The 24303-nt window shown below is 39.8% G+C and carries 26 protein-coding genes; 16 read left to right on the top strand and 10 right to left on the bottom strand.

Going from position 1 to position 24303, the window contains the following annotated elements; genetic code table 11:
• Window positions 1-20 precede the first annotated feature (20 nt).
• Entirely contained in the window at window positions 21-1157 is a 1137-nt protein-coding gene (gene asd / locus AOG27_RS05845; protein WP_054552076.1) for an aspartate-semialdehyde dehydrogenase, read from the top strand.
• A gap of 134 nt (window positions 1158-1291) precedes the next feature.
• Here asd and AOG27_RS05850 read toward each other — a convergent pair whose 3' ends face one another.
• Window positions 1292-3340, bottom strand: coding sequence for a TonB-dependent siderophore receptor (locus AOG27_RS05850; protein WP_235523678.1), 2049 nt, complete (start codon window positions 3338-3340; stop codon window positions 1292-1294).
• Between the two features lie 608 nt (window positions 3341-3948).
• On the opposite strand from AOG27_RS05850, the gene AOG27_RS05855 reads away from it, so the two are divergent.
• From AOG27_RS05855 to AOG27_RS05870, 4 genes are all read left to right on the top strand, one after another.
• The gene (locus AOG27_RS05855) at window positions 3949-4560 is read left to right on the top strand and encodes an FMN-binding negative transcriptional regulator (RefSeq protein ID WP_054552078.1); all 612 of its coding nucleotides are present in this window, start codon (window positions 3949-3951) and stop codon (window positions 4558-4560) included.
• 285 nt (window positions 4561-4845) lie between these two features.
• A complete protein-coding gene (locus AOG27_RS05860) occupies window positions 4846-6804 on the top strand; it encodes a methyl-accepting chemotaxis protein (protein ID WP_054552079.1) in 1959 nt (652 codons plus the stop codon).
• Window positions 6805-6926: 122 nt separating this feature from the next.
• The gene (locus AOG27_RS05865; RefSeq protein ID WP_054552080.1) at window positions 6927-7361 is read left to right on the top strand and encodes a GNAT family N-acetyltransferase; all 435 of its coding nucleotides are present in this window, start codon (window positions 6927-6929) and stop codon (window positions 7359-7361) included.
• 273 nt (window positions 7362-7634) lie between these two features.
• Complete coding sequence (locus AOG27_RS05870; protein WP_054552081.1) at window positions 7635-8027, top strand: VOC family protein; 393 nt, start codon at window positions 7635-7637, stop codon at window positions 8025-8027.
• A gap of 53 nt (window positions 8028-8080) precedes the next feature.
• On the opposite strand, the gene AOG27_RS05875 is transcribed toward AOG27_RS05870, so the two are convergent.
• Entirely contained in the window at window positions 8081-8887 is an 807-nt protein-coding gene (locus AOG27_RS05875; RefSeq protein WP_171041553.1) for an ion transporter, read from the bottom strand.
• 88 nt (window positions 8888-8975) lie between these two features.
• Between AOG27_RS05875 and AOG27_RS05880 the strand changes: the two genes are divergently transcribed.
• The 7 genes from AOG27_RS05880 to AOG27_RS05910 all read left to right on the top strand — a co-directional run bounded on the left by AOG27_RS05880 (window position 8976) and on the right by AOG27_RS05910 (window position 11734).
• Window positions 8976-9182, top strand: coding sequence for a hypothetical protein (locus AOG27_RS05880; RefSeq protein WP_054552083.1), 207 nt, complete (start codon window positions 8976-8978; stop codon window positions 9180-9182).
• A complete protein-coding gene (locus tag AOG27_RS05885; protein ID WP_054552084.1) occupies window positions 9175-9447 on the top strand; it encodes a hypothetical protein in 273 nt (90 codons plus the stop codon). Before AOG27_RS05880 ends, AOG27_RS05885 begins: the two co-directional genes overlap by 8 nt.
• A 2-nt stretch (window positions 9448-9449) precedes the next feature.
• Window positions 9450-9896 (top strand): hypothetical protein, encoded by a 447-nt coding sequence (locus AOG27_RS05890; protein ID WP_054552085.1) that lies wholly within the window; start codon window positions 9450-9452, stop codon window positions 9894-9896.
• Between the two features lie 59 nt (window positions 9897-9955).
• Window positions 9956-10150 carry a YwbE family protein gene (locus tag AOG27_RS05895; RefSeq protein ID WP_036971837.1) on the top strand — a complete coding sequence of 65 codons (195 nt, stop codon included), beginning with the start codon at window positions 9956-9958 and terminating at the stop codon, window positions 10148-10150.
• Window positions 10147-10674: a DUF4240 domain-containing protein gene (locus tag AOG27_RS05900; protein WP_054552086.1), complete on the top strand. Its 528-nt coding sequence runs from the start codon at window positions 10147-10149 to the stop codon at window positions 10672-10674. Before AOG27_RS05895 ends, AOG27_RS05900 begins: the two co-directional genes overlap by 4 nt.
• A 186-nt stretch (window positions 10675-10860) precedes the next feature.
• Window positions 10861-11277, top strand: a complete 417-nt coding sequence (locus AOG27_RS05905) for a DUF805 domain-containing protein (RefSeq protein ID WP_082389207.1) — start codon at window positions 10861-10863, stop codon at window positions 11275-11277.
• Between the two features lie 49 nt (window positions 11278-11326).
• A complete protein-coding gene (locus AOG27_RS05910; protein WP_054552088.1) occupies window positions 11327-11734 on the top strand; it encodes a DoxX-like family protein in 408 nt (135 codons plus the stop codon).
• Here AOG27_RS05910 and AOG27_RS05915 read toward each other — a convergent pair.
• Window positions 11712-12608, bottom strand: coding sequence for a LysR family transcriptional regulator (locus AOG27_RS05915; RefSeq protein ID WP_054552089.1), 897 nt, complete (start codon window positions 12606-12608; stop codon window positions 11712-11714). The two genes, AOG27_RS05910 and AOG27_RS05915, sit on opposite strands and share 23 nt — an antisense overlap.
• Window positions 12609-12728: 120 nt before the next feature.
• On the opposite strand from AOG27_RS05915, the gene hutH reads away from it, so the two are divergent.
• Both hutH and AOG27_RS05925 read left to right on the top strand, forming a co-directional pair.
• Window positions 12729-14222, top strand: a complete 1494-nt coding sequence (hutH, locus tag AOG27_RS05920) for a histidine ammonia-lyase (protein WP_054552090.1) — start codon at window positions 12729-12731, stop codon at window positions 14220-14222.
• Between the two features lie 11 nt (window positions 14223-14233).
• On the top strand, window positions 14234-16234 hold the full coding sequence (locus tag AOG27_RS05925; RefSeq protein WP_054552091.1) for a urocanate hydratase: 2001 nt from the start codon (window positions 14234-14236) through the stop codon (window positions 16232-16234).
• A 289-nt stretch (window positions 16235-16523) separates the two neighbouring features.
• Here the strand turns inward: AOG27_RS05925 and AOG27_RS05930 are convergent, their stop codons facing one another.
• Complete coding sequence (locus tag AOG27_RS05930; RefSeq protein WP_054552092.1) at window positions 16524-16955, bottom strand: hypothetical protein; 432 nt, start codon at window positions 16953-16955, stop codon at window positions 16524-16526.
• 181 nt (window positions 16956-17136) lie between these two features.
• Here AOG27_RS05930 and AOG27_RS05935 point away from each other — a divergent pair, with 181 nt between their 5' ends.
• Window positions 17137-17592: a hypothetical protein gene (locus tag AOG27_RS05935; protein WP_054552093.1), complete on the top strand. Its 456-nt coding sequence runs from the start codon at window positions 17137-17139 to the stop codon at window positions 17590-17592.
• 59 nt (window positions 17593-17651) lie between these two features.
• Window positions 17652-18125, top strand: coding sequence for a mechanosensitive ion channel family protein (locus AOG27_RS05940; protein ID WP_054552094.1), 474 nt, complete (start codon window positions 17652-17654; stop codon window positions 18123-18125).
• Window positions 18126-18182: 57 nt separating this feature from the next.
• Here AOG27_RS05940 and bfr (AOG27_RS05945) read toward each other — a convergent pair whose 3' ends face one another.
• The 6 genes from bfr (AOG27_RS05945) to AOG27_RS05970 form a co-directional block, all read right to left on the bottom strand.
• Window positions 18183-18647 carry a bacterioferritin gene (gene bfr, locus AOG27_RS05945; protein ID WP_054552095.1) on the bottom strand — a complete coding sequence of 155 codons (465 nt, stop codon included), beginning with the start codon at window positions 18645-18647 and terminating at the stop codon, window positions 18183-18185.
• A gap of 11 nt (window positions 18648-18658) precedes the next feature.
• The gene (gene bfr, locus AOG27_RS05950) at window positions 18659-19132 is read right to left on the bottom strand and encodes a bacterioferritin (protein ID WP_054552096.1); all 474 of its coding nucleotides are present in this window, start codon (window positions 19130-19132) and stop codon (window positions 18659-18661) included.
• Window positions 19133-19342: 210 nt separating this feature from the next.
• On the bottom strand, window positions 19343-21478 hold the full coding sequence (locus tag AOG27_RS05955; protein ID WP_054552097.1) for a TonB-dependent receptor: 2136 nt from the start codon (window positions 21476-21478) through the stop codon (window positions 19343-19345).
• Window positions 21479-21831: 353 nt separating this feature from the next.
• Window positions 21832-22167, bottom strand: coding sequence for a DUF3703 domain-containing protein (locus tag AOG27_RS05960; protein WP_054552098.1), 336 nt, complete (start codon window positions 22165-22167; stop codon window positions 21832-21834).
• Window positions 22168-22195: 28 nt separating this feature from the next.
• A complete protein-coding gene (locus AOG27_RS05965) occupies window positions 22196-23266 on the bottom strand; it encodes a PepSY-associated TM helix domain-containing protein (protein WP_054552233.1) in 1071 nt (356 codons plus the stop codon).
• A gap of 64 nt (window positions 23267-23330) precedes the next feature.
• Window positions 23331-24197: a cation diffusion facilitator family transporter gene (locus AOG27_RS05970; protein ID WP_054552099.1), complete on the bottom strand. Its 867-nt coding sequence runs from the start codon at window positions 24195-24197 to the stop codon at window positions 23331-23333.
• Window positions 24198-24303: the final 106 nt, after the last annotated feature.

A 24303-nucleotide genomic window follows, 5' to 3' on the forward strand; every position in this document is an offset into this window, starting at 1 on the left:
TAACAGTTTAGGTAATTTGAATGAATCAAACAGTGGAACAAACAATGAAAAAAGTAGGATTAGTCGGTTGGCGGGGCATGGTTGGCTCTGTGTTATTAGAACGTATGCAGCAAGAAAATGATTTTTCTAATATCGACACGACTTTTTTCACCACCTCACAAACCGGTCAATTAGGCCCTGATCTTGCTGGCCCAGCTAAACCGCTTTTAGATGCTAATGATATCGCTGAGCTTGCGAAGATGGACATTATTGTCACTTGCCAAGGCGGTGACTATACCAAAGCCGTTTACCCGCAATTACGTGAATCAGGTTGGCAAGGTTATTGGATTGATGCGGCATCGGCACTGCGTATGAGTGACGACAGTATTATTGTGCTAGACCCAGTAAACAAAGACGTTATCAGTGCAGGCTTAGAGCAAGGTGTTAAAACCTATGTGGGCGGAAACTGTACCGTATCACTAATGCTATTAGCACTGGGCGGTTTATTTGAGCAAGACTTGATTGAGTGGGTAAGCCCAATGACATATCAAGCGGCTTCTGGCGCAGGCGCACGCAACATGAAAGAGCTAATTGCGCAAATGGGTGCAATTCACGAAACAGTGGCAGACAAACTGGCAGATCCAAATGCTGCGATTCTTGAAATTGATAAGTTAGTCACCGAAAAAATTGCCTCAAGCGATTTACCACAAGACCAGTTTGGTGTTCCTCTAGCTGGTAGCCTTATCCCTTGGATTGATGTACCAATGCCAAGCGGTCAAAGTAAAGAAGAGTGGAAAGCGCAAGTTGAAGCGAACAAGATTTTAGGCAGCAGTGAACAACCTATCCCTGTTGATGGCTTATGTGTTCGCATTGGTGCAATGCGTTGTCACTCACAAGCAATGACAATTAAGCTGCGCAAAGACATTAGCGTTGAGCAAATTGAAGAAATTCTTGCTTCTCACAATGAGTGGGTCAAAGTGATCCCGAATGATCGCGACATTACCGCTACAGATTTAACGCCTGTAAAAGTAACTGGCACGCTGTCTATTCCGGTAGGTCGTATTCGTAAATTAGCGATGGGCCCAGAGTATATCAGTGCGTTTACGGTTGGTGACCAACTGTTATGGGGTGCTGCTGAGCCACTGCGTCGCATGTTACGTATTATTGTCGATGGCTAGAACTGGTTTTACTTGGGTAAAAAAACCTTATTCAACTAACTCAGAGCTTCTGTTGAAAACTCAGCTGATTTTTACTCTGTTTCTAAATTCGCCTCGTATATAGAGGCGAATTTAGTTATTACTCGTGTATGTTATTAAAAACGATATTGAGCAGTGATACTAAAGTTTCTCGGTGCGCCATATTGAAACTGGTTATAAAACCCAATTTGGCTGTAATAACGTTTATCAAATGCGTTCTCTAAATTAGCGCGCAATGTAAGTTGTTCGTTTACGTTGTATCTTGCCATTAGTCGAAAAAGCGCATAACTTTGCTGACTAACCTCAACTGAACTTCTATCAGGCTTAGTGACATTTCTATTGATTTCACTTTGCCAATTAAAACCAGCTCCCAGTTGTAGACCACTTAGTATATTATTTAATTCATAAGTACTGAAAAGCTTTACTTGGTGTTTTGGGCTAGTGGTCGTTATCTTTTCTCCATCAGGGTCTTTTGTTTCAAATTGGCTATATCCAAAATAAACATTCCAATGCTCATTAATTGAACCATTTGCTTCAAATTCGAATCCTTGCGTTTTGGTGCCATCAATACCACGGTAAATAGGCACAGTAGTACCAGGTAATGTTTCTCCTGTTGCTTCGCCAACATTATCTTGACGGATCTTAAACACTGAAAATGAGGTGTCTAGCGCTTCTTCAAATAGGCTTGCTTTAACACCTGCTTCGTAGTTTTTTCCCTTAACAGGATCTAGGTAGCTGCCATCGGATTGAACTCTACTTTGTGGTGTGAAAATATCGGTGTAGTTAGCATACAAAGATACATTTTGCCCAACAGTATAGGTAGCGCCAATATAACTGGTAAATTCATTATCAACTTCGTAATTATGAACGGTTCCGAAATTGTCTTGCTCAGTTTCCCAATTATCAATCCGTCCGCCTATAACCATTGAAAGCGCGTCAGTTACTTCAATATCAGAAGCAAGATATATTGCTTGTTGCTTTGTTTCTCCCCATGAGCCATACAAGATTTCATCACTCCATTGAGGGGTGGGATAAGTAAAGTTTTTATCTCTAAAATCACCCAAAGGCGGTGCTTCATTTAAAGAGCCATAATATGGGTTGGCAAACTCTTGTTTCTGCTGATTTACACCAATTAGAACTTGTTGAGAACGATCGAGTAACATAAAACGGCCCGATAATTTTAAGTCGTATGTATGTTGAGTGCGATTGCCATCAATAAATGCCAGTGAGCCAGGTATCATTCCTTCATTGGTTATTGGGTCTGGGTTACCCGTTGGCCATAACACATCATATTCTAAATCGTTATCGCCATAGATGTAGCTCGCTTTAACTTGCCAGTCATCACTAAAGTTATGTTCAATCGTGGCAAAGCTGTTCAACGCTTTGGTTTTAGATGATGCCCAGCGAGGAGCAGTTGATGTGTGGTGACTGTAATTAGTTCTATTACCTTGGTTGTCAAATAGCGGTAATCCACCAGACATTGAGCCTTCAGGCTTGGTATCTTGATAATCAGTTCCTAAGGTTAGTAATGTGTCACGCCCTAAATCTGCTTCAATAATACCGTAAAGGGTTTGTCTTTGTTGCTCGTAACGATGCTGATAACTTTCGCGATCTTGATATGCTATGACGACTCGACCTCGAACGCTTGCGTCTTGATTCAAGCCTCCCGATAAGTCAACAATACCGCGTAACTGTTGCCATGAACCAATACTTAGACTTACGTTTGCTTGAAATTGTTCTGTCGGACGCTTACGCACTAAATTGATAGCTGCCGATGGACTGCCCGCACCTAACATCAAACCAGTTGCTCCGCGAACAACTTCTATGCGCTGATAAATTGCGCTATCCATTAAGTTGTCACCATAGTTAAAGCGTGTATCGTAGGTTGTCGCCACACCGTCATACAAAATACTACTTACGCCAATACCGCGGGCACTGATTGAGTATCGGTCGTTGTCAGAAGGGCGGGTATTAATCCCCGCTACGCTGTTCATCACTTCAATAACAGAGTTTAGTTGTTGATCTTTTATCGCTTGCTCAGTCACGACTGTGGTTGATTGTGGTGTTTCAAGAAATGATAACTCTAAACCCGTTGCGGTACTCATTTGCTCAACTTTATAGCTTTGAGCATTGTTTTGTTCACCCACGACTGTGAGTACTTCCATATCGTGATGCTTTTTTTGCTCAGCCTGTAAAGATTGACTAAATATCGCTAAACAAGAAAGTGCGACAGGCGTGAGTTTAAAGTAGTTAGTCTTTGTCATTTTTTATCCGTAGTCCTATTACGTCTATAAGTAGTGAGGCCTATGCTTAGGCTATTGTTGTGTCATGTTGAAAGTCATGACGAGTGGAAAATCATGGAGTGGGCTTATGATATCCCCAGCAAAACGGAGATTTTTCTTTTTAGATAGTTGGAATCATTAATCCATAGATATTGCGGCAGTTTAAAAATTTCCATTGTGTATATCCTTTAACATTGATTTAGTAACCAAGAGACAAGAAGAGTTTTTCTTCAGTCTCCAATTAATTAAAATCCGCAACACCCTGTACCGATTAATGGGAATATATCACTTAATAAATGGTAATGTAAATTATTATCATTTATTAAGTGTGCAGTTAAAAGGCCTTTTGATTTGTTAGTTTTTTCGAATTGGTTAAAGGACATAACATTATTTGTGATTTAAGTCGTGGCTAAAGGCTAGTAGAAAACTCTTGATCAATTACAATGTTAGATTCAAGCAATCGGAGCAATTTTTAATAAATTGAGAAAAGCATGCACACACCCAACAAGTGGAAAATGACACCAGAGCGAGTATCGCAGTTTATCAAAACCTACAGCTTTGCATTAATGGTTGATAGTGAGTTTGAGGCAACCCATCTACCATTAGTGTATAAACCCGATGAGGGCGAGTTTGGTACCTTATATGGTCATGTGTCACAGGCTAATCGTCATGGCAAAAGCTTGCAAGATACCCGTGTATTAGTGGTTTTTAATGGCCCACATAGTTATATTTCACCCACTTGGTATAGTGAGAAGCCAGCTGTATCGACCTGGAACTACGCTGCGGTGCATGCCCAAGGCATAGTAGAATACCTTGATGATGACAACACCTTAGCCTGCCTAAATGAGTTAATTAGCCAATACGAGCCAAGTATTTTAAACGACACCAGTTTGTTGCCAGCTGATTATCAAGCCAAATTACTGCGTGGCATAGTGGGTATTAAAATCGAACTTGACTCAATTCAGGCAAAAGAGAAGTTAGGCCAGCATAAGTCGGCGGCGGATCAACAAGGTGTTTTAACAGGGTTAAAAGCAGATAAACACCCTGATGCCCAAGCTTTACTTTGCTATATGCTTAAACATGAAGTAGGAATAGGCAGCTAATTTGCATCCAGCAAATGCTGCCAATTGGTTGGAAAGTATCTAGCAACACTTTGTTAAAAGCATGTTAATTACTAAAACTAAAGTTAGTACATTCCACGTGTCTGTCAACTAAATGTCATATTTTTAACAGGTAAGTTTTGAGTAAAAGCAAGCATAAGGGGTATAAATTTCACGTTAACTTTATGTGGTCAAGCTTGCTTTGCCCCATAAAAATAAACACTTAATTATTTGCTGAACTTCCGAGGTCTCACTATATTTTCTTAAGTGCTTAGTTGGAAGTTGGCTATGAACATTTCAAAAAAATTAAAACTCGCCTTTGCGTCAGCAATTGCGCTGCCGTTGATCATTATTGCTGTGCTTGTAATTACACAAACAAGACAACAAGCCCTCGATAGTTTCGCCGAGCTTAGTCAAAGAGAAGCGAAACAAGTTGATAACGGTATCAGTATGTTTTTTGCTGAAATAGAGAAAAACGTCAATTATCTTGCATCCCATTCCGCTATCTTAGACGCCAAGCAAGGTGTTAAAACCCATATGCAATCACCTAGTGCAGAAAAGCTTGATCATCTAAGTGGTAGTAACATCGAAAAAAACGCCTTTCGTTTATTTGATCACTTTGGTGCCACCCATCCGGGACTTGCTTATATCTACATGGGGAATGAGCAAGGTGGTTATATTCAATGGCCAGAGGGTGAAGTTACAGCGAATTATGACCCAAGAGTAAGGCCTTGGTACGAAACTGGCAAAGCAGCAAATGGTAAAACGGTAAGAACCAATGCCTATTATTGGGCAGCAGATGACATGGTAATTGTTTCTACTGTTAAAGCGATTAAGGAAGCGGGGGAGCTTATTGGTGTACAGGGCATGGATGTATCCTTGCAGGGCCTTACCGATATTATTGCGAACATTAAACTTGGTGAAACTGGCTATTTAATGTTGATTGAAGATAGTGGCAATGTACTCGTTGACGTTAAAAATGCTGATTACAGGTTTAAGCAGCTAGCACAAGTCAATAACGGAAAATACAAACAGCTCGCTGAAAATAATCAGGGTCAATTTGAAATCGACATTAATGGCAAAGATTACTTAGCGAATATTTATACCTCGCAAAAACTAGGCTGGAAATTTATAGGCTTAGTAGAAAAATCTGAAGTGATGAGTGGCGCAAATGCAATGACGATTACTATTTTAGTCATCAGTGCAATCTTGATTGCTGTGTTCATTTTAGTTGCTAGCTATATTTCTAAATTAATTTCTGCACCTATTGTTGAAGTGAGTGATGGTCTAACTGAAATATCGCAAGGTGGTGGTGACTTAACAAAGCGGTTAGTGATTAAAACACGCGATGAAACGGCCAAACTGGCTAACAGCTTTAATTTATTTTTGAATTTGATTTCTGATTTAGTCACGCAAATTAATGAGTGTGCGCAAAATGTGAGTGATACCTCGGCGCAAACGTCATCACAAGCGGCGCAATTATCTGGCTCAACATCTCAGCAACAACAAGCCCTCGAAATGGCGGCCACAGCGATTAATGAAATGGCAGCGACTGCCAATGAAGTCTCTGCCAGTTGTGCCAATGCAGCCGAACTTGCATCGCAAACACAACAGGCCTCTGAGCTTGGACAAAGTGTTATATCTAAAACGGTTGATAGCGTTGTATCTCTATCTAAGGTGATCACCAAAGCAACTAAAGATATAAACCAACTCGATGCTGAAAGTGAAAATATCATGTCGATTTTAAGCGTGATAAGAGGCATCGCAGAGCAAACCAATTTGTTAGCTTTAAACGCAGCAATTGAAGCGGCGAGGGCGGGTGAACATGGTCGAGGTTTTGCAGTTGTCGCAGATGAGGTGCGTGCGTTATCACAAAGAACCTCAGAATCGACAGAAGAAATAGCAAGTCAGTTAGATACGTTGCGCAGGATGTCTGATCAAGTGTCAAAAGAGATGACAACCAGCTTAGATCGCACAAACAAAACAGTGGAGTTAGCCCATTCAGCACAGCAACAATTTAGCGAAATAACTGCGTCTATCGTCAATATCAGCGATTTAAATACACAGATTGCCACTGCAGCTGAAGAGCAACAGCATGTAGCAGAAGACATTAACCGCAATGTTGTTGAAATAAAAAATGCGGCTGATGATGTAAGCGAAATTGCCCATAGTGCCAGAGGCAATGGTGACAAACTAAACCTGTTATCGAAAACTCTAAATGATTTAGTGGGTAAGTTTAAAGTGTAAAATACTCTTTGTTTCATATACTTTGCATGCTTTAATGGAATAAATAACTAAAGCGTGTAACGAATCATTTTGTTATTTGATTAGAGAACACAAGGCACAAAACTCCTATAAAATGGCAAATAATGAAAATAGATAGTGTGAACGCTGAAGATTACCCAGAGCTACTTGCTGTATGGGAAAACTCAGTTCGAGCAACCCATGATTTTATAACAGAAGACGACATCGCTTTTTTTAAGCCAATTATTATCGAGCAAGCGTTTCCGAATGTGACTTTAAAGTGCATTAAGGATGAGCATCAGGCAATTTTAGGCTTTATAGGCGTACATGAATGCAAAATAGAAATGTTGTTCATTTTAGATGCCGCAAGAGGTAAGGGCATAGGTAAAGCACTACTCAACTATGCAGTTGAGCAATTAGCTGCCAACAAAGTGGATGTTAATGAGCAAAACCCACTTGCGGTTGGATTTTATCAACATAGGGGCTTTAAAATTGCCTCACGCTCGCCCTTAGATGATATGGGCAAACCATTTCCAATATTGCACATGGAACTCGTGTAGGAACGGCTTCTGCCGTGAAAGTCGAAATTTATAGCGACAAAACTTTAAACATTTTTCTAAATACGCGCTAAAGCACGACTTACAAACGCGCGGAACAAGTTTCACGGCTACGATGAATCCCGTAGGAACGGCTTCAGCCGTGAATTTAGATGTTCGGCGTTGAAACGCCTCCTACAAACTCTTACTAACTTTACTGTCGTCACTTATCTTTTGCTTAATTTAATGAACACGATATGCTGAAGCAGCGAATAAATCATTACATGGGAGTAGCAAATGAATCTCAATCAGGTGACGTTACCTGTAAAGGATATGAATGAAGCGGTGGCTTTTTACTTAACATTGGGAATGATTCAGATAGTAGATACTCCGCATTACGCACGCTTTCAATGCCCTGATGGTGATGCCACATTTTCGCTGTCATTAGAAACCGGTAATTATAATAATAGTGCGGTAATTTATTTTGAACATGAGCAGCTCGATGAGCTCTATGCAAGCCTTGTTGAAAAAGGCATTCGCTTTGAGCAGCCGCCTACTGCACAGCGTTATTTATGGACGGAAGCAATTCTAAAAGACCCATCAGGGAATAAAATTAAATTGTATTGGGCCGGAGAAAACCGCTTAAACCCGCCATGGAAAGTAGAAAAAGAGGGTAGAAAAAGAGGGTAAAAAAAGGCGCTAAGGTCTAGCGCCTAATAGCTAAAAACAATTATTTAAAAACCTTACTGCTTTTCTTTCAGTAGTTGTTTTAGTTCGGCCATTTCAGCTTGCAGCTGAGCTATTTGCCCTTTGGTTGCGGGCATGTCGGCATCAGATGTTTGCTCTTCACGGGCGTTACGATGCTCTTCAGACATAACTTCTAAAATCGCACCAACCATCATGTTTAAAAATACAAAGGCTGTTAAAAAGATGAAGGTTAGATAAAAAATCCAGCTGAGCTCATATACAGCCATCGTTTCATACATAACATCGGTCCAATCCTCAAACGTGGCAATCCTGAATAGGGTGAGCATCGAAATAGACACATCGCCCCACAGTACTGGGTTGATGTCAGCAAACAGCATGCTACCCATGGCGGCATAAATATAGAAGATCACGAACATGAGCAGGGCGATATAGCCCATTTGCGGAATAGCTTTTAGAAGCGAGTTAACCAGCAGTCTAAGCTCTGGGATCATGGATACAAGTCGCAATACGCGGAAAATACGCAGTAATCGAGCGATAAAAATTGTTGAGCCTGCTGCAGGGTAAAGGCTACCCACCACGATTATAAAATCGAAGATATTCCAACCTTTGCTGAAAAAGTCTTTAAAGCCTCGGCTTGCGATAAAGCGGATCACCAGTTCAACTAAAAAGAATACCGTGATACCTAAGTCCATCCAATGTAAGGCAAGCTCAACTGTTGGATGTAACGAATAGGTGTGTGCCCCCACAGTTAGTGCTGAAATAACAATGACAGCAATAACAAATGATTGAAAAATTTTACTTTTATCGATACGCTGAAACAGCTGTTGTAACTGCGACAACATCATATAGAACCCTTTGGTTGTAATATTTAAACCCACGCAATATACAGGAAATTGCAGCACCAATGTATAACTACATGAAGGAAATTTAATGTTTTTTAACGCTTTAAAATTAGCCGTGATTGCAACGCTTGCTGTGGCTTTATCAGCGTGTAGCTCTGATGCCCGTTATCATGAAATTCAATCAGCACGTTTAAGTGAATGCAATTATTTGGCAGATAAAGAATACCATGAGTGTGTTAAACGCCAGCAAGACAGTTACGAAGAATTTAAAAAACAACAAGCAGAACATGACTAAAACAGAAAAGCGTCTAGATAAAGTTATTCGAGTTGCTTTAACGCAAGCGTGCGAACTAGCAAAAGAGCACGTACACGAATTTTCATGGTTAACGCATACTGCTGATCTAAAAAAGCTACCGCAATCACTAAAAGTCAGTTGTTATTGTAAAGAGCTGCCGATAACCGCTGAGCAAACCCAGTTAATTAGCAGTCTAATTATCAAAGAATTGAGTGCAAAAGATTTAACTATCAATGTAAAAGCAATTTCATTTTTAAAGGAATAATAATGTACTTAAATTTAACCCCTAAACAGATGGTTAGATTAAACCTGGCTCTTGCTGTGTTATTTATTTGTGTAGGTGTGTACAGCTTGCAATCAGATTCATTACCTATTTCAAGTTTTACCGGTTTTATATTTGCAATTGCTTTTATGGTGCAAGCCTATCGCTCAACAGAAAAATTTGCAGCCAAATCAGCGCTTAGTAAAACACTCACGGCAACAGACACGAGTTTAACGGTTAAGCAGGTTTATTATGGCGAGCAAGAAAAGACTCTTGAATTAAGCCGTATTACGCAACTGAAAGTTGCTGATAACTATTTAGCCGTCATATTAGATAACAACGGCCAAGGTTATGACTTTCAAATAAAAGGTAAAGCTGAAGCCATCACTGAACGTTTAAATGAGATATTGCCAAAGGCGCTGCTTAAAAACAGCCCAATCAAACAGGTTTAATTTGGTAAGCCAGCTGCAAATGGCTATAATCGGCAAAAATTATTGAAAGAGATATAGCAATGGCAGTGCCTACGCGTTCACAAATTTCAATTGGCTGCGAAGTCAACATTGTATTAAAACAAGATCAACGAACAGGTCAGTTAACTCAAGGTGTGGTATCACGTATTTTAACTAAATCACCAAATCACCCGCATGGTATTAAAGTACAGCTTGATGATGGTCAAGTAGGGCGCGTGAAAGAGATTTTATCATGAGTGTTTTAAGCGAAAGTGAATTTTGGCAACTCGTAACCGCCGAAGATAAAACTGCCGAGCCTGAGTCTGTTTGTAATGCATTAAAAGCAAAGCTGACTGATTTATCTGACCAACAGCTGATGGAGTTCGATAAGCAGTTTAACCTACGTATGCGCAAAGCTTATACCTGGGATTTATTTGGCGCTGCATATGTGATGGCCGGATGTAACGACGATTATGGTTTTTCTGAGTTTTTATGTTGGCTTATTTCACGTGGTGAACAGGCTTTTTTGAAAGCGCTTGAAAACCCAGACTCAATTGCTGAGTGTACGCCTGTTTATCATTTAAACGAACAGCCTTACCCGTATTTAGATGAGTACGATTTAATTGCCGGTATGCTTTACGAAGAGCGTAATGATGACGAATTACCCTTTGTACCATCAGGCCTTGAGCAACCAAAAGGTAAACGCTTTAAAGATAAAGCTAAGTTTTTAAAGCAAACTTACCCAAATTTATACGCCAAATATTGGCAACAACCGAACTAATTAAAAGCACCTAAGGGTGCTTTTTTATGCGCTAATACTTACTTTTCTATAGCTTTCAGAAATTTTTAGTACCTATATTTAATCATTTTGTGGTATCTTATTCACGCTATATTCAGCTAATTTAACAATATAAATCAGCAAGCTAAGTTTAATTAGTTTGCTTAACACATATCAAAGGAAATGACAGTGTCAGAAAACGTATATCAAGCACCAGAAGCAAACCTTGCTACAGCGTCAACAGAAACAACTACCTTAAGCATGAAAGAAATCTTATTTTCTTTTAAAGGACGTATTCCTCGTAAGACTTATTGGTATTCTTTCTTAGGTATTATTGTAGCTTCATTTGTTTTTATGTTCGTAGTTGCATTATTAACAGGTGGTAATGAAACAGCAATCTCTGTAATCACACTAATCTTTTATATCCCGCTTATGTGGGTTTCGCTTGCGGTTCAAGTTAAACGCTGGCACGACCGTAATAAATCAGGTTGGTGGGTACTGATTGGCTTAGTTCCACTGATTGGTGGTATTTGGGCGTTAATCGAAAATGGCTTTTTAGCAGGTGATGAAGCTGAGAACCGTTTCGGTAAACCTACTAGCTCATAAGCTTTACTGTGTGCTCTGAATATCAGAGCACACAAAACAAACGTGTCTCATGAAGCATTTAACAACGATTCAAATAGCTAGATTTATTATCAGCTTTAGTTGGCTTTATCATGGGCTGATGCCAAAACTAATTCATATTGCTCCTCTTGAATTAAAAATGACGGCCAGTTTTGGTTTTAATGCTGAAATCTCAACGCTCATCACCCGAGCAGCTGGCATAGGTGAAATTATATTTGCCGTGCTGTTCTTTATTTTTTATCGTTCAATCTTTATCAATATTCTCAATATCGCCGCTTTAGTTGGGCTAGCGCTGTTTGTTGCCGTTTTACAACCCGCACTTTTAATCGAAGCGTTTAATCCTGTGACCACAAATCTTGCCATGATCGCCTTTAGTCTTGTACTCATTAAAGAGCAAAAAGCTTTAAACAAAAACACTAGACCGAGTAACAACGCTTAATTTCGTCAATCATGGCATTTGCTAAAGGCGAGCTGGCATTTGTTTTTGAGGTGATCAATACCACAGGAATATCGTAGTGATATTTACTCGGTTGAATAGCTTTAAAAATACCTTTATCGACCCAGAACTGTGCGTAGTGATCGGGTAAATAACCAATAAACTCACCCGATAAAATTAAATGTGCAATACCTTCATCATGATAAGCAACAGCACTATTTTGATAGTTTAAACCGTCGTTTCGGCTTTCTTTATCACGCATGTAGTTACTGGTAATGACTTCGGCTTCTTTAATGAGCTTATCTATTTGTTTGTCTTCACACTCAAATAATGGGTGACCGACTGCGCAATACAAAAAGTTAGTTTCGTTATGTAGGGCTGTGTAATTAAGTCCGCGAATATGATGGCGGCTAACACCAATCCCCACCAACGAGCGGCCATTGGCTACTGCGGTTTCTACCTCTCGTGCCTCGCACACATTAATATCGAACTGAATGTTTTTACCTTTGCCTTTTAATCTTGCTATCGCGCGGGGAATGGCACAACGCGGGTCGCTGACCATGGTATCTATCATGGCAATACTTAAACGTCCCGATAACTCGTTTTTAGAGCTTGCTACGGTATTAGCAAAGGCTTCGCATTGCTGAAGCAGTTCTATCGATGCCTGATAAGTGATGGCGCCAGCGTCTGTAATTTCAAAACCACTGCGGCCACGTTTACATAATTTAATACCAAGCCTTACTTCTAAATCTGATAAATGCGCACTGATGGTGGAGCGGCCAATATTCAAACGTGACTCTGCGGCTGAAAGCCCGCCACACTCAACAATTGCTACAAAAACGCGCAATAAGCGCAGGTCTACGTCATGAACTTGCATAGCTCTTCTTTAAGTTCGATAAATCTGGAATGAATAACGATAATTATGCATTTGTAAAACAACTAGAGCAAGCTAGACTCCAACTAAATAAAACTTAATCCTGTTCTTTAGGAGTTATAAATGACATTTAAGTATGGTGTTGACCAATTAACGTTAGACAGCGTTAATGCTATTGCAGCCGGTACGTTACAGGCAGAGCTTTGCCAAGAAGCAATTGATAAAATTAATAAAAGCCGCCAAAACGTAGACAAAATGGCTGCCTCAGATAAAGCCATTTATGGTATCAATACGGGCTTTGGCCCATTATGTGATACACAAATTTCTCCAGAAGAAACTAACCTTTTACAAAAGAACTTATTGATCACACACGCTGTTGGTGTGGGTGAGCCAATCGCTAAACCTATTTCAAAGCTGATGCTAATCACCAAAGTACATGCATTAAGCCAAGGTTTTTCAGGTATTCGTTTAACCGTTGTTGAGCGTATGCTTAAGTTTATTGAACTTGATATTATCCCAGTTGTTCCAGAGCAAGGCTCAGTAGGCGCATCAGGCGACTTAGCACCGTTATCACACTTATTCTTACCTCTTTTAGGTGAAGGTGAGTTTTGGGTAAACGACACAATCAAACCAGCAGCAGACGTATTAAAAGAGCATGGTTTAGCGCCTTTAGATTTACATGCTAAAGAAGGCCTAGCATTAATTAACGGTACTCAGTTTATTTTATCGCATGCCATTACTGCGCTTACTAAAATGCGTTACTTATTAGACCTTGCAGATATCGCAGGTGCTATGAGCATTGAAGGTATGCAAGGTAGCGAATCACCGTTCCGTAAAGAGTTACATGTAATTCGTGCTTTTAAAGGTAACGTAGAAGTTGCAGCGCGCATGCGTAGCTTTTTTGCAGGCTCTGAAAACATGGCTTCACACACTGATTGTGACCGTGTTCAAGACCCTTACTCATTACGTTGTATTCCACAAGTTCATGGTGCATCGCGTAACGCGTACTACCATTTAAAAGAGCTTGCTGAAACAGAAATGAACTCTGTAACAGATAACCCAATTGTGATCAGCGAAGAAGAAGCCATTTCGGGTGGTGGTTTCCACGGTCAACCACTTGCTATGGTATTAGATTACGCATCAATTGCAGCGGCAGAGCTTGGTAACATTGCTGATCGTCGTTGTTACTTACTGCTTGAGGGCTTACACGGCTTACCACGTTTGTTAACGACATCGGGTGGCTTAAACTCTGGCATGATGATCCCGCAATATGTGACTGCGGCATTGGTAACAGAAAATAAATCATTGTGTTTCCCACCATCAGCAGACAGCGTACCAACATCAATGGGGCAAGAAGATCACGTATCTATGGGTAGTATCTCTGGTCGTAAGTTAAACCAGATTTTAGGTAACCTTGATAAAATCTTTGCTATTGAGCTGATGTATGCAGCGCAAGCAATCGAATTTAGACGTCCTAACAAGTGTTCAGACATCATTGAAGAAAACTTTGCGCTAATTCGCAGCAAAGTTGCCAAACTAGAAGAAGATCGCTTACTTAAGCCAGACATTGATGCCATGGTAGAACTTGTTAAATCGCAAGCGTTTAAAGTTAACTAAGGGAGCAAATAATGACTTTTCAAGAACAAATTAAGCAAGGTATCCCAAGCGTATTACCAGAGCCAAAACCGTATCCAAGTGATGCAAACCGTGCTCCAAAACGTAAAGACATTTTATCGGCTGACGAAAAGCAATTAGCGATTCGTAACGCATTGCGTTATTTCCCTAAAGAATGGCACACCGAATTAGCCGCTGAATTTGCCGCTGAGCTTAAGCAATTTGGCCGTATTTACATGTATCGCTTTAAGCCTAACTATGAGCTTAAAGCGCGCTCAATCAGTGATTACCCGGCTAAATGCGAACAAGCTGCCGCTATCATGTTAATGATCGACAATAACCTTGATCCTGCAGTAGCACAGCATCCTGAAGAGCTAATCACTTACGGTGGTAACGGTGCGGTATTCCAAAACTGGGCGCAGTACTCATTAACTATGAAGTACTTAAGCGAAATGGAAGAAGACCAAACGCTACACATGTACTCGGGTCACCCTATGGGGTTATTTCCATCATCAGTTGAAGCACCGCGCGTGGTTGTAACGAACGGTATGATGATCCCGAACTACTCAAAGCCGGATGACTGGGAAAAATTCAATGCACTGGGTGTAACTCAATACGGTCAAATGACTGCGGGTTCATTTATGTACATTGGCCCACAAGGTATTGTTCACGGTACAACCATTACGGTAATGAATGCGTTCCGTAAAGTGCTCGAAAAAGGCGAATCACCAAAAGGTAAGATCTTCTTAACTGCTGGTTTAGGCGGTATGAGTGGTGCTCAGCCTAAAGCGGGTAACATTGCTAACTGTATCACCGTATGTGCTGAGGTTAACCCTAAGGCGGCTATTAAGCGTCATCAACAAGGTTGGGTTGATGAGCTAATTGATAACATGCCAGAGCTTGTTGAGCGTGTACGTACGGCTCAACAAAATGAAGAAGTGGTTTCAATTGCCTTTATCGGTAACGTGGTTGATGTATGGGAAAGCTTCTTAGCTGAAGATATTTTCATTCACTTAGGTTCAGACCAAACTTCACTTCATAACCCATGGTCAGGCGGTTACTACCCGGTTGATATCAGCTATGAAGAGTCAAATCGTTTAATCCGTGAAGAGCCAGAAGTATTTAAAGAAAAAGTACAAGCGACGCTTAAACGCCACGCCGATGCTGTTAACAAACACACGGCAAAAGGTACTTACTTCTTTGATTACGGTAATGCGTTCTTGCTAGAAGCATCACGCGCTGGTGGCGATGTAATGGCTGAAAATGGTATTGATTTTAAATACCCATCTTACGTACAAGATATTCTTGGCCCAATGTGTTTTGACTACGGCTTTGGCCCGTTCCGCTGGGTATGTACGTCAGGTAAACCTGAAGATCTTGATAAAACAGATGCGATTGCTGCAGACGTTTTAAATAAAATCATGGCAGACTCGCCTGAAGAGATCCAACAGCAAATGCAAGACAACATCACATGGATCAAAGATGCGAAGCAAAACAAACTGGTTGTTGGTTCGCAAGCTCGTATTTTATATGCCGATGCACAAGGCCGCGCTGAAATTGCTAAAGCGTTTAATGATGCTATTAATCGTGGCGAAATTGGTCCGGTTGTTCTTGGGCGTGACCACCATGATGTAAGTGGTACTGATTCACCTTTCCGTGAAACATCAAACATTTATGATGGTAGCCGCTTCACAGCAGATATGGCGATTCACAATGTAATTGGTGATGGTTTCCGCGGTGCTACTTGGGTATCTATCCACAACGGTGGCGGTGTTGGCTGGGGCGAAGTGATCAACGGCGGTTTTGGTATGCTACTCGATGGTAGTGAAGCTGCCGAGCGTCGTTTGAAATCTATGCTCTTATTTGATGTAAACAACGGTATTGCTCGTCGTAGTTGGGCGCGTAACAAAGAAGCTAATTTTGCGATTAAACGTGAAATGGCTCGTACCCCTAAACTTAGAGTGACCTTGTCTAATAACGTTGATGATGAAGTTTTATCAAACTTAGATTTCTAAGTTGTGTCAATGCAAAAAGGCCATGTTGTAAGCGCAACATGGCCTTTTTTATTGCCAAAAATTATTAAATAGCGCATCGTTTAAGAGGCGTTTTTACGCCGAACATCTAAGGTTCACGGCTGAAGCCGTTCCTACGTGAAAATATCTACGGTTTTTGTCGCCATAAATGACGACCTACATGGGCACTCGTAGGCGTGAAACGTGTTTCGCGCGTTTGTATTTAAAAAGTAGCAGTATAAAGCTGCTGCTACTTAAGGTGCATGGTCTCAAACATCATTGACTCGCAACTTTAATCATCTTTCTTAGCTTTTTTCGCGAGAATTTCGACTTCGGCTTTTTCGGTTACACCTGCCATACTCAGGGCTGTGCTGCCTACCGATTCATATTCAAGTTTGATTTTATCGAGTTTGGCGTCGTTTTTGTCAGGTAAACTTAAGCTACGTGATGACATTCCTTTGGTTAAAACACCAAGATTATCAAACACCTTTTCTTCACCGGTATTCATAATAACTTTAATTTTCTTAAGATTCACTGTGCCATGAGTACATTTAATTTTAATATGGCTGTAACGACTGCTAGTGATTGGGTTAACAGTATCGGTTTCGCTTTTGTAGCTGACCTTTTTCTCTGCAATTGTTTTCCATTCGTCATCACTCGCTAGGCTTTGCATGCTTGTTAAAGCAAGAAATGTCGTTAAGGTAATTAGTTTGATTAATTTCATAAGATTCCCTCCAAAGATGTCACTTTAAAATTTATAGCATATAAACAGCTTTGTTTCCTATGAGAAGTTAAATCACAGAACTAATTTCATGTTTTAGTCGTATTAAGTAGTAGGTAATTAATTCACCAACCATAATCAGCATGCTATGCTAGTTAAGTGTCTATAAGTTTATGGATTTTCAATGAGATATTACTTTTGTTTAGTGTTTTTTTTGTTTTCAACATCGTCTTATGCAAGTGCTTTGCTTGATGTAAAGCCAAGCAATAAAACGCAGTTTTTGGCTTTGATAAAAGATAAACAAGGCAATTATAAAGTAAAAGAGGGTAGCGATGCGGTTTGCCAAAACGCATCCTTTGCATTGATAAAAGAACCTACGCAAGGCTTTAGGTTAGGAACGTTAATCGACTTTAGTGACTTACATAACGGAACCCAGGTGAAGAAGATCCCTAACTACTGTGTTGTCAGTTCGAAGTTAAAATACTTTGTAAATGGCATTGTTAGAACTAAGCGCTATTTTCGCTGTGATAATGAAGGCGACAACGGTTCAACAACAGAAGATCTGCGTTTTAAAGATAATGCCGATATTACTTACACGCTGAGTAAACCTGACGTTTCTTGTGTGTTTGAAAAGCAATAATAGTTTCCCTCACACAATTTTAAGCCTATGATGGGCTTTATTTTTTAACTGATAATTCTATGACTAGCCAATTTATTCAAGCATTTTTAGTGCTTGCTGCTTTTTATATAGCAAGCCTTATTATTGACCGCGCTATTAAACAGTTTCAACGTCGCTTTGATTCAACCGCTCTTGAAACTTTTCGGCTGATTTCTAACTCGCAGCGCGCTATTTTATTATTCATTGGTATTGTGCTGGCGTTATCGAAACTGGGTTTTGACGTAGCCGCGTTAGTTGCTGGCTTAGGCCTAACAGGCTTTGCTTTGGGTTTTGCGTTGAAGGATGCTATTTCAAACCTAGTCGCAGGTGTCATGATTGTGCTTTATAAACCCATTAAGCTTGGTAATTACATTGAAGTGAGTAACTCAAAGGGCACTGTGATTGATCTTAATTTGCGCTATATCACAATTAAAGGCGAGGGAGCGGTGCATTTAATTCCTAATTCTTTAATTTTAAGTAATAAAGTGTCAATCATTGATCGCGAAGACGATTAATCACAAATTTTAGCCATAAAAAAAGCAGCCTAGGCTGCTTTTTTAAGTTTTAGCAAATTACATTTGAGATTGCAGGTAATTCTCAAGCCCTGCGGTTTTGATTAACTGCTGCTGTGTTTCAAGCCAATCAATCTGTTCTTCTTGCTCATTTAAGATGTTATCTAGCGCTTCACGGCTGATGTAATCTTTTTTCTCTTCAGCAAGTTTAATTGCCGCTTTGAGATCAGGTAATGAATCAAGTTCAAAGCTCATATTCGCTTCGATCATTTCTTCAGAGTTTTCACCTATACGTAGGCGGCCTAAATCTTGTAAATTTGGTAAACCTTCTAAAAACAAAATACGCTCAATTAAACGGTCGGCGTTTTTCATTTTTTGAATAGATACTTTGTAATCAGCTTTGTCTAATTTTGAAAAACCAAAATCTTTAAACATACGAGCGTGTAAAAAGTATTGGTTAATACCTACTAATTCATTCGCTAATACTTTATTAAGTGCAGCAATGACGCTTTTATCACCTTTCATACAATTAGCCTCTATTCGCCCATTTGAGATTGATGGTAGTTTTGGCTACCAATTTTGTCGATTAGACCAAGCTGTTGTTCTAACCAGTAAACATGATCTTCTTCTGTATCAAACAATAGCTTCTCAAGCACTTCACGTGATTGATAGTCTTTTTCTTGTTCACAGATGGCAATGGCTTCTTTAACACAGTCAACCACTTCTAGCTCAAGTGTAAGGTCATTTTGCATCATGCTCTTTACGTCTGAGCCAATTAATAGGTCACGACGCTTAGTCATGTTTGGTACGCCTTCTAAAAACAGAATACGTTTGATCAACCAATCAGCGTGATCTTTTTCTTCTTCCATTTCGTGGTTAAGGCGCTCATACAGCTTATTTAGGCCCCAATCGTCATACATACGAGAATGAATAAAGTATTGATCTATAGCAGCTAATTCGTTTGCGAGTAGTTTGTTAAAACTATCTATGACTTTTTGGTTACCTTTCATAATGCTATCCTCAAATTCCAAGTTGCGGTAATTGTAGTATATAAAAACAAGATTGCAAACTTTTTCCTTTGTAAATCAGTTGTTTACTATTGATTGTGATTCTCGTTTAAGTTTGCGTTAATGGTTGATAAATGAACAGTTTATCGTTTCTATTCTTAAATGAAAAAAGCCCTTACTAAGAAGGGCTTGTTGTTCTAAACAAAGTTTAATTTAGAAACTATAGGTTGCACCAAGTGTCACAGTGGTACCTAAACCTTTAATGTTATAGCCACCGTAGGTGTATGACTGGGCACGGGCAGGGTAGTAATCATTGTTAAATAGGTTTTCTACCCCCATAAACGCTTGCCAGTTATCGCTAAAGTTATAGCGACCGCTTAGGTTAAATAGGTTGTAACTGCTAATTGGCCCTTGGTCGCCAACATAGTCGCCGTCTGCATTTGGTTCAAAGCGTTTGCGTGAACCCACATATAAATAACTCACCGTCAGTGATAATTCATCATTAGGTTGCCAGTTTAAGTTAGCAGTGCCTTTTGGTGGGCTTATTTGGCGCGAACCTAAGTAAATGTCGTCTTCGGTGTTTTTACCTTCAACATAGCTGTAAGTTGCAACCAGTTTTAGAGTTGGATTAATTTTATAATCAATTAATGTTTCGTAACCCCAAATCTCTTGCGGTGCACGTACCGGCTCATAAACACCGGTTACTTCATTAAAGCTGTTTGTGGTGCCAAACTCTGATGTACTGCGATAGGCTGCAAATTCAAAACGTAAGTCATCAAACTGTGAGGTAAAACCAATTTCATAGTTATCGATGATTGATGCTTCTGTTTGAATTAAGCCAATATCATTTACCGTTGCTGCACGTAATAGGCGGCCAATATCTGAGATATCAGAGCCTTGTGAATAATTGGCAAACGGGCTGAAGGCCTCAAGTAAATTGTATTTCACACCTACATTATAAGTGGTTGCATCATAATCTATGGTGTCACCCTTTACACTAAGCGGCACTGAGCACTGTGTTTCTGAGCGGCAAAGCTTTAAGGTTTCATAGTCATCAACGGTTAAATCAATGCTCTCTTGGCGCACACCCGCTTTAATAACTAAATCATTATTGATAACCCATTTTGTTTGTAAAAAGCCAGCAAGGCTTTCCATATCCATTTCTGGTACCCAAACACGGCCATCTACAAGTGGCTGAGACGTCACATCATTCAGTGCATCTAGGCCATAAATGAAGGTAGCTTCAACATTGTCAAAATCAACAAGGGTATTAAAGGTAGCGCGCGCCCCTTTCTTTTCAGAGCGAATAATTGATTGGCCGCCTTCGTAGCCTTCGTCTGGGTTAGCTAGGTTGGTAGAAAAGAAAAACACGTTCTCGATGTCTTGCATGTAAAGATCGAGCGTCATTTGGGTATTAGTAAACAGGGCATAGTCTGTGTATTTTAAGGTAATGTTTTCGTTACCATCTGGGCCTTGTGGTTTACCTTTCTTTTGCAGCTCTTTAGGTACATGAATGGCATAGGTTTTTTCGCCATCGTTTAGGTTACCAACTACGTCACCTAAATCGGTTTTTTGTTGAGAGCTAAAGTAGTTATAGCTAAATTGCAGTTGCTTCTCATCGTCAAAATCATAACCTAGTTTAGTGAAGTAGTTTTCGGTTACTGCATCAGATAAACCATACTGTAAGCCAAGAATATCGCCTTCTGCATCACGTTGAACACCATTTTCTTCGTAACTTGCGGTAAATAAGTAGCTAACTTTATCAGCTCGGCCGTTAATCGCTGCAGAGACACGGGCACCAGCGCTTTCTTCAAGTTTTACTGCACTAAAGCGTGAAGATAGGCTAATTTCACCTTCAGGCTGACCATCACTTGTTGCTTGTTTTGTGATGTAGTTAATAATACCGCCCGATGCACCATTACCATAAACAGAGGTAGCCCCTTTGATCACTTCAATACGTGCAATGGCACTTGGGTCGAGTGTTTTGACCCCTAACGAGCCGTTTCTGAGTGGTGTAGATTGTGGCACACCATCAATCATCACAAGTGGTGCACGGCCACGTAAACTCTGACCTGTATTACTCGAACTACCTGTATCAGGTGCAAGACCAGGTACCATTTGCGCAAGTAAGCTTTGTAGTTCTGGATTAACTTTTAAATGCTCTTCAATTTGCTTTTGGCTAATAATCGTGACAGAAGCGGGTACTTCATCAATGCTTTCAAATACACGGCTGCCCGATACAACAACGTGTTCCATTTCTTCTGCGGTAAGTTTTTTATTGATGGCATCATCAGCAAATGATTGGCTGCTAATTGCAAGAGCGACCAGAGTAAGTGAGGTTTTTAACATGCTTGTCCTTGTTAAATCGGTATTTATTATGTGATTGTGCGGCAGTCTAAATGTAAAGAAGTGTAAAGGCAAGGCTAATGATAATTGTTTGCAATAATTAACTGTGTTGTTTTGTACCTACTTTTTAAATTAGTTATTAAGCAAATAGCTATTAGGTTTAGCAGGACTGTAGCTGTGTTTTTATACTAATCCGCTTAATTAAGTAGTCTATTTTGAGGCAATAAAACCTCGTTGATAACAAGGCAAAAATTTCGTTATTTAGTTGTTCTAAATGAGAAATTTTTAACGCAGTTAGCGACAGGTTTAATCCCTCAAAATGATTAAGTATTATTGCGGGTTGGTATTAGCTAGCGCTAGTTTAAAAAGCGTTTTAAGTCGTCAGGTATAGGCATTGGTTTGAAAGGGCTAACATTAGTGCCGCCGGTGTTACCGAGTGGTACCCAAATACGCGAAAATACAATTGAAGCAGCCATACGAACAAACTGACCAATTATTTCCTTGGTATTATGGGTTTTAAAACCAATTTTACACATCCACCAATGTGAGTAAGTGTGCGGAATAATATAGCTTTGACCGAGAATATGAACCCGCTCTAAGTGATAAAAAGCGGTTGTGTAATCTGCTTTCTTATAACTCGTTTTAGCCAATATCATTTCGGTGTTAAAGGCATTTTTGAGCTCATTATTCATGGCGAATGGTATGTTTAGTAATAGTTGTTTATTTGTAATGCCGTTTGTACCAAAAGTAAACACCTGAAATCGTGAAAAACAACGGTGATAAAGCAAATAGTAACCACAGTAATTGCACGATAGAGCCTGCAAAATCACCAATATGAAACTTATATTTAAAGTTCCATGTTTGCGTGGTCCATGAGCTTTGGCTGGCATCATAGCTTGCAACAATATCTGCTGAATATGGGTTCGCCCATACCCAACTATAAGCATGGCTTTCACCCGGGTTCTCTATTCTAAAACCTATGTTATCAGTTGGTTTTTTCGGTAAATAAATTCTAAACAACTTACCCTCAGGAAATACAGTTTGTGCGTTATCAAACGCTTTTTGCACTTGAAATGGCGTAGCATCTAAAGGGGGAATAACGGCTGGTGGTTTTGGTCTATCTTCAACTGTACCTTGCATCACAAATTCTAATACGGCTTTGGTTTGTGGCTTCCAGTTAAACGCCATACCTGTGTAAGCAATTAAAATGAGTGGAATTAAAAAATACACACCCAGAACGGTATGTAGCTGATACATTAACACTCTGAATTTTGCTTTACGCTTAATAGCCAAACGTTTAATACGATTTTTTGGCTTAACCCAAATATAAAAACCGAGCAGAATCTCAAAAATGAGTATTAGAGCACATACCGAAACCCAATTTCTTAGCGGGCGGTTCTTATCGGCATCTTCATAAAGCAACCAGCGGTGCAAAGCCATGGTAAAACCATAAATCGTGCTGTAGTAATCGTACTCATGTAGAACTTGACCATTGTATGGGTTAACACTGACATAGCGGTTATTAGCTAACTGTAATTGCCAGGCAAGATCACTGCGCTGCTCAGGCATTAACAGGGTAACCGGTTGTTTAGTTGAAGCTGAAACATGTTTTATGAGGCTATCAAAATCAAGTGCTGAAGCCGCTGGTGTTACAGTCCATTTATCGCTTTGAGTAAGGTATTGAATGTCTTTTGCGTAAATAAGCAACGCACCGGTCAAACTTAAACAAATCAAAAATAAACCGCTTACTAAGGCAAGCAATAAATGCGTACGACGTAACCACAACTTCAACAAGGTTTGTTCCTTCAGTTTGCTGTTAAAACAAAACTGAATAGTAAATGATAACGCGTAACATTTACACTAAAACTTGTTCAATGGTGCAGCTTTCAATTGCAAAGTTATCATGCAAAAAGTGACGTATTTCATCGTTATTGATGTTGTGCTTGGCACTAAACTTTAGCTCGCAATGAACGTGATGATCGTCTATTTGCCACGTTTTGAGATAATCAATATCAGTAATTGCAAATTGGGTTTTGAGCTCAGTAATAGCTGCTGTTAAAGCAAAATTATCAGGGGCTGCCTGCATCAATATTTTACTGCTCGCTATTAACAGCAAAACACCATGGTAAATGACATACAAAGAAATCAGCATAGTGGCAATTAAATCAACAATATACCATTGATAAAGAATAATTAAGGTACCTGCTATGATCACCACCACTGAAGCTAATGCATCAGACACATTATGTATAAACGCAGCACGAATATTCATGCTGTCTTTAGCACCTGCTTTGTAAGTTAAAAGAGCGGTGACAAGATCAACAACTAGCGCAAAACCCGCAACCCAGATGATGATCCAGCCATCAATGGGCTCAGGATTTAAATAGTTGGAGATAGCTTCAACAATTAAGTAACCACCAATCACAATTAAACTTAAACTATTAAATAAGGTTGCTAAAATTTCAGCGCGTTTATAACCGTATTGATAACGATCATTGGCAGGTTTGGCACCAATTTTTCGGGCAATTAGGGCAATGAATAACGACGAGGCATCACTTAAATTATGCAGTGCATCAGCAATTAACGATAAACTGCCAGAAACAAGGCCGCCAATCACCTGAGCGACAGTTAATAACACATTGATTGCAACTGCCAGCATGAGTTGGCGGGTGCTTTGGTTATTTGTATCGTGATGATGGTGGTGGTGGTGTCCGTGTCCCATAAAAATACCGAGTTATTGATTTGCTTTATTTTTATACCATGCGTGCCGTGGTATTGAAATGTTTGTAATGCATTGTTCGTGTACAGATTATAATTTACTGTTCAAA

Origin of the sequence: Pseudoalteromonas lipolytica (genome assembly GCF_001306915.1) — a bacterium.
Taxonomy (GTDB): Bacteria; Pseudomonadota; Gammaproteobacteria; order Enterobacterales; family Alteromonadaceae; genus Pseudoalteromonas; species Pseudoalteromonas simplex.

What these genes read in the sequence shown, in the direction of transcription:
- asd (WP_054552076.1), top strand. Translation starts at nt 21, where the DNA reads ATGAATCAAACAGTGGAACAAACAATGAAAAAAGTAGGATTAGTCGGT.
- AOG27_RS05850 (WP_235523678.1), bottom strand. Translation starts at nt 3,340, where the DNA reads ATGGAAGTACTCACAGTCGTGGGTGAACAAAACAATGCTCAAAGCTAT.
- AOG27_RS05855 (WP_054552078.1), top strand. Translation starts at nt 3,949, where the DNA reads ATGCACACACCCAACAAGTGGAAAATGACACCAGAGCGAGTATCGCAG.
- AOG27_RS05860 (WP_054552079.1), top strand. Translation starts at nt 4,846, where the DNA reads ATGAACATTTCAAAAAAATTAAAACTCGCCTTTGCGTCAGCAATTGCG.
- AOG27_RS05865 (WP_054552080.1), top strand. Translation starts at nt 6,927, where the DNA reads ATGAAAATAGATAGTGTGAACGCTGAAGATTACCCAGAGCTACTTGCT.
- AOG27_RS05870 (WP_054552081.1), top strand. Translation starts at nt 7,635, where the DNA reads ATGAATCTCAATCAGGTGACGTTACCTGTAAAGGATATGAATGAAGCG.
- AOG27_RS05875 (WP_171041553.1), bottom strand. Translation starts at nt 8,887, where the DNA reads ATGTTGTCGCAGTTACAACAGCTGTTTCAGCGTATCGATAAAAGTAAA.
- AOG27_RS05880 (WP_054552083.1), top strand. Translation starts at nt 8,976, where the DNA reads ATGTTTTTTAACGCTTTAAAATTAGCCGTGATTGCAACGCTTGCTGTG.
- AOG27_RS05885 (WP_054552084.1), top strand. Translation starts at nt 9,175, where the DNA reads ATGACTAAAACAGAAAAGCGTCTAGATAAAGTTATTCGAGTTGCTTTA.
- AOG27_RS05890 (WP_054552085.1), top strand. Translation starts at nt 9,450, where the DNA reads ATGTACTTAAATTTAACCCCTAAACAGATGGTTAGATTAAACCTGGCT.
- AOG27_RS05895 (WP_036971837.1), top strand. Translation starts at nt 9,956, where the DNA reads ATGGCAGTGCCTACGCGTTCACAAATTTCAATTGGCTGCGAAGTCAAC.
- AOG27_RS05900 (WP_054552086.1), top strand. Translation starts at nt 10,147, where the DNA reads ATGAGTGTTTTAAGCGAAAGTGAATTTTGGCAACTCGTAACCGCCGAA.
- AOG27_RS05910 (WP_054552088.1), top strand. Translation starts at nt 11,327, where the DNA reads ATGAAGCATTTAACAACGATTCAAATAGCTAGATTTATTATCAGCTTT.
- AOG27_RS05915 (WP_054552089.1), bottom strand. Translation starts at nt 12,608, where the DNA reads ATGCAAGTTCATGACGTAGACCTGCGCTTATTGCGCGTTTTTGTAGCA.
- hutH (WP_054552090.1), top strand. Translation starts at nt 12,729, where the DNA reads ATGACATTTAAGTATGGTGTTGACCAATTAACGTTAGACAGCGTTAAT.
- AOG27_RS05925 (WP_054552091.1), top strand. Translation starts at nt 14,234, where the DNA reads ATGACTTTTCAAGAACAAATTAAGCAAGGTATCCCAAGCGTATTACCA.
- AOG27_RS05930 (WP_054552092.1), bottom strand. Translation starts at nt 16,955, where the DNA reads ATGAAATTAATCAAACTAATTACCTTAACGACATTTCTTGCTTTAACA.
- AOG27_RS05935 (WP_054552093.1), top strand. Translation starts at nt 17,137, where the DNA reads ATGAGATATTACTTTTGTTTAGTGTTTTTTTTGTTTTCAACATCGTCT.
- AOG27_RS05940 (WP_054552094.1), top strand. Translation starts at nt 17,652, where the DNA reads ATGACTAGCCAATTTATTCAAGCATTTTTAGTGCTTGCTGCTTTTTAT.
- bfr (WP_054552095.1), bottom strand. Translation starts at nt 18,647, where the DNA reads ATGAAAGGTGATAAAAGCGTCATTGCTGCACTTAATAAAGTATTAGCG.
- bfr (WP_054552096.1), bottom strand. Translation starts at nt 19,132, where the DNA reads ATGAAAGGTAACCAAAAAGTCATAGATAGTTTTAACAAACTACTCGCA.
- AOG27_RS05955 (WP_054552097.1), bottom strand. Translation starts at nt 21,478, where the DNA reads ATGTTAAAAACCTCACTTACTCTGGTCGCTCTTGCAATTAGCAGCCAA.
- AOG27_RS05960 (WP_054552098.1), bottom strand. Translation starts at nt 22,167, where the DNA reads ATGAATAATGAGCTCAAAAATGCCTTTAACACCGAAATGATATTGGCT.
- AOG27_RS05970 (WP_054552099.1), bottom strand. Translation starts at nt 24,197, where the DNA reads ATGGGACACGGACACCACCACCACCATCATCACGATACAAATAACCAA.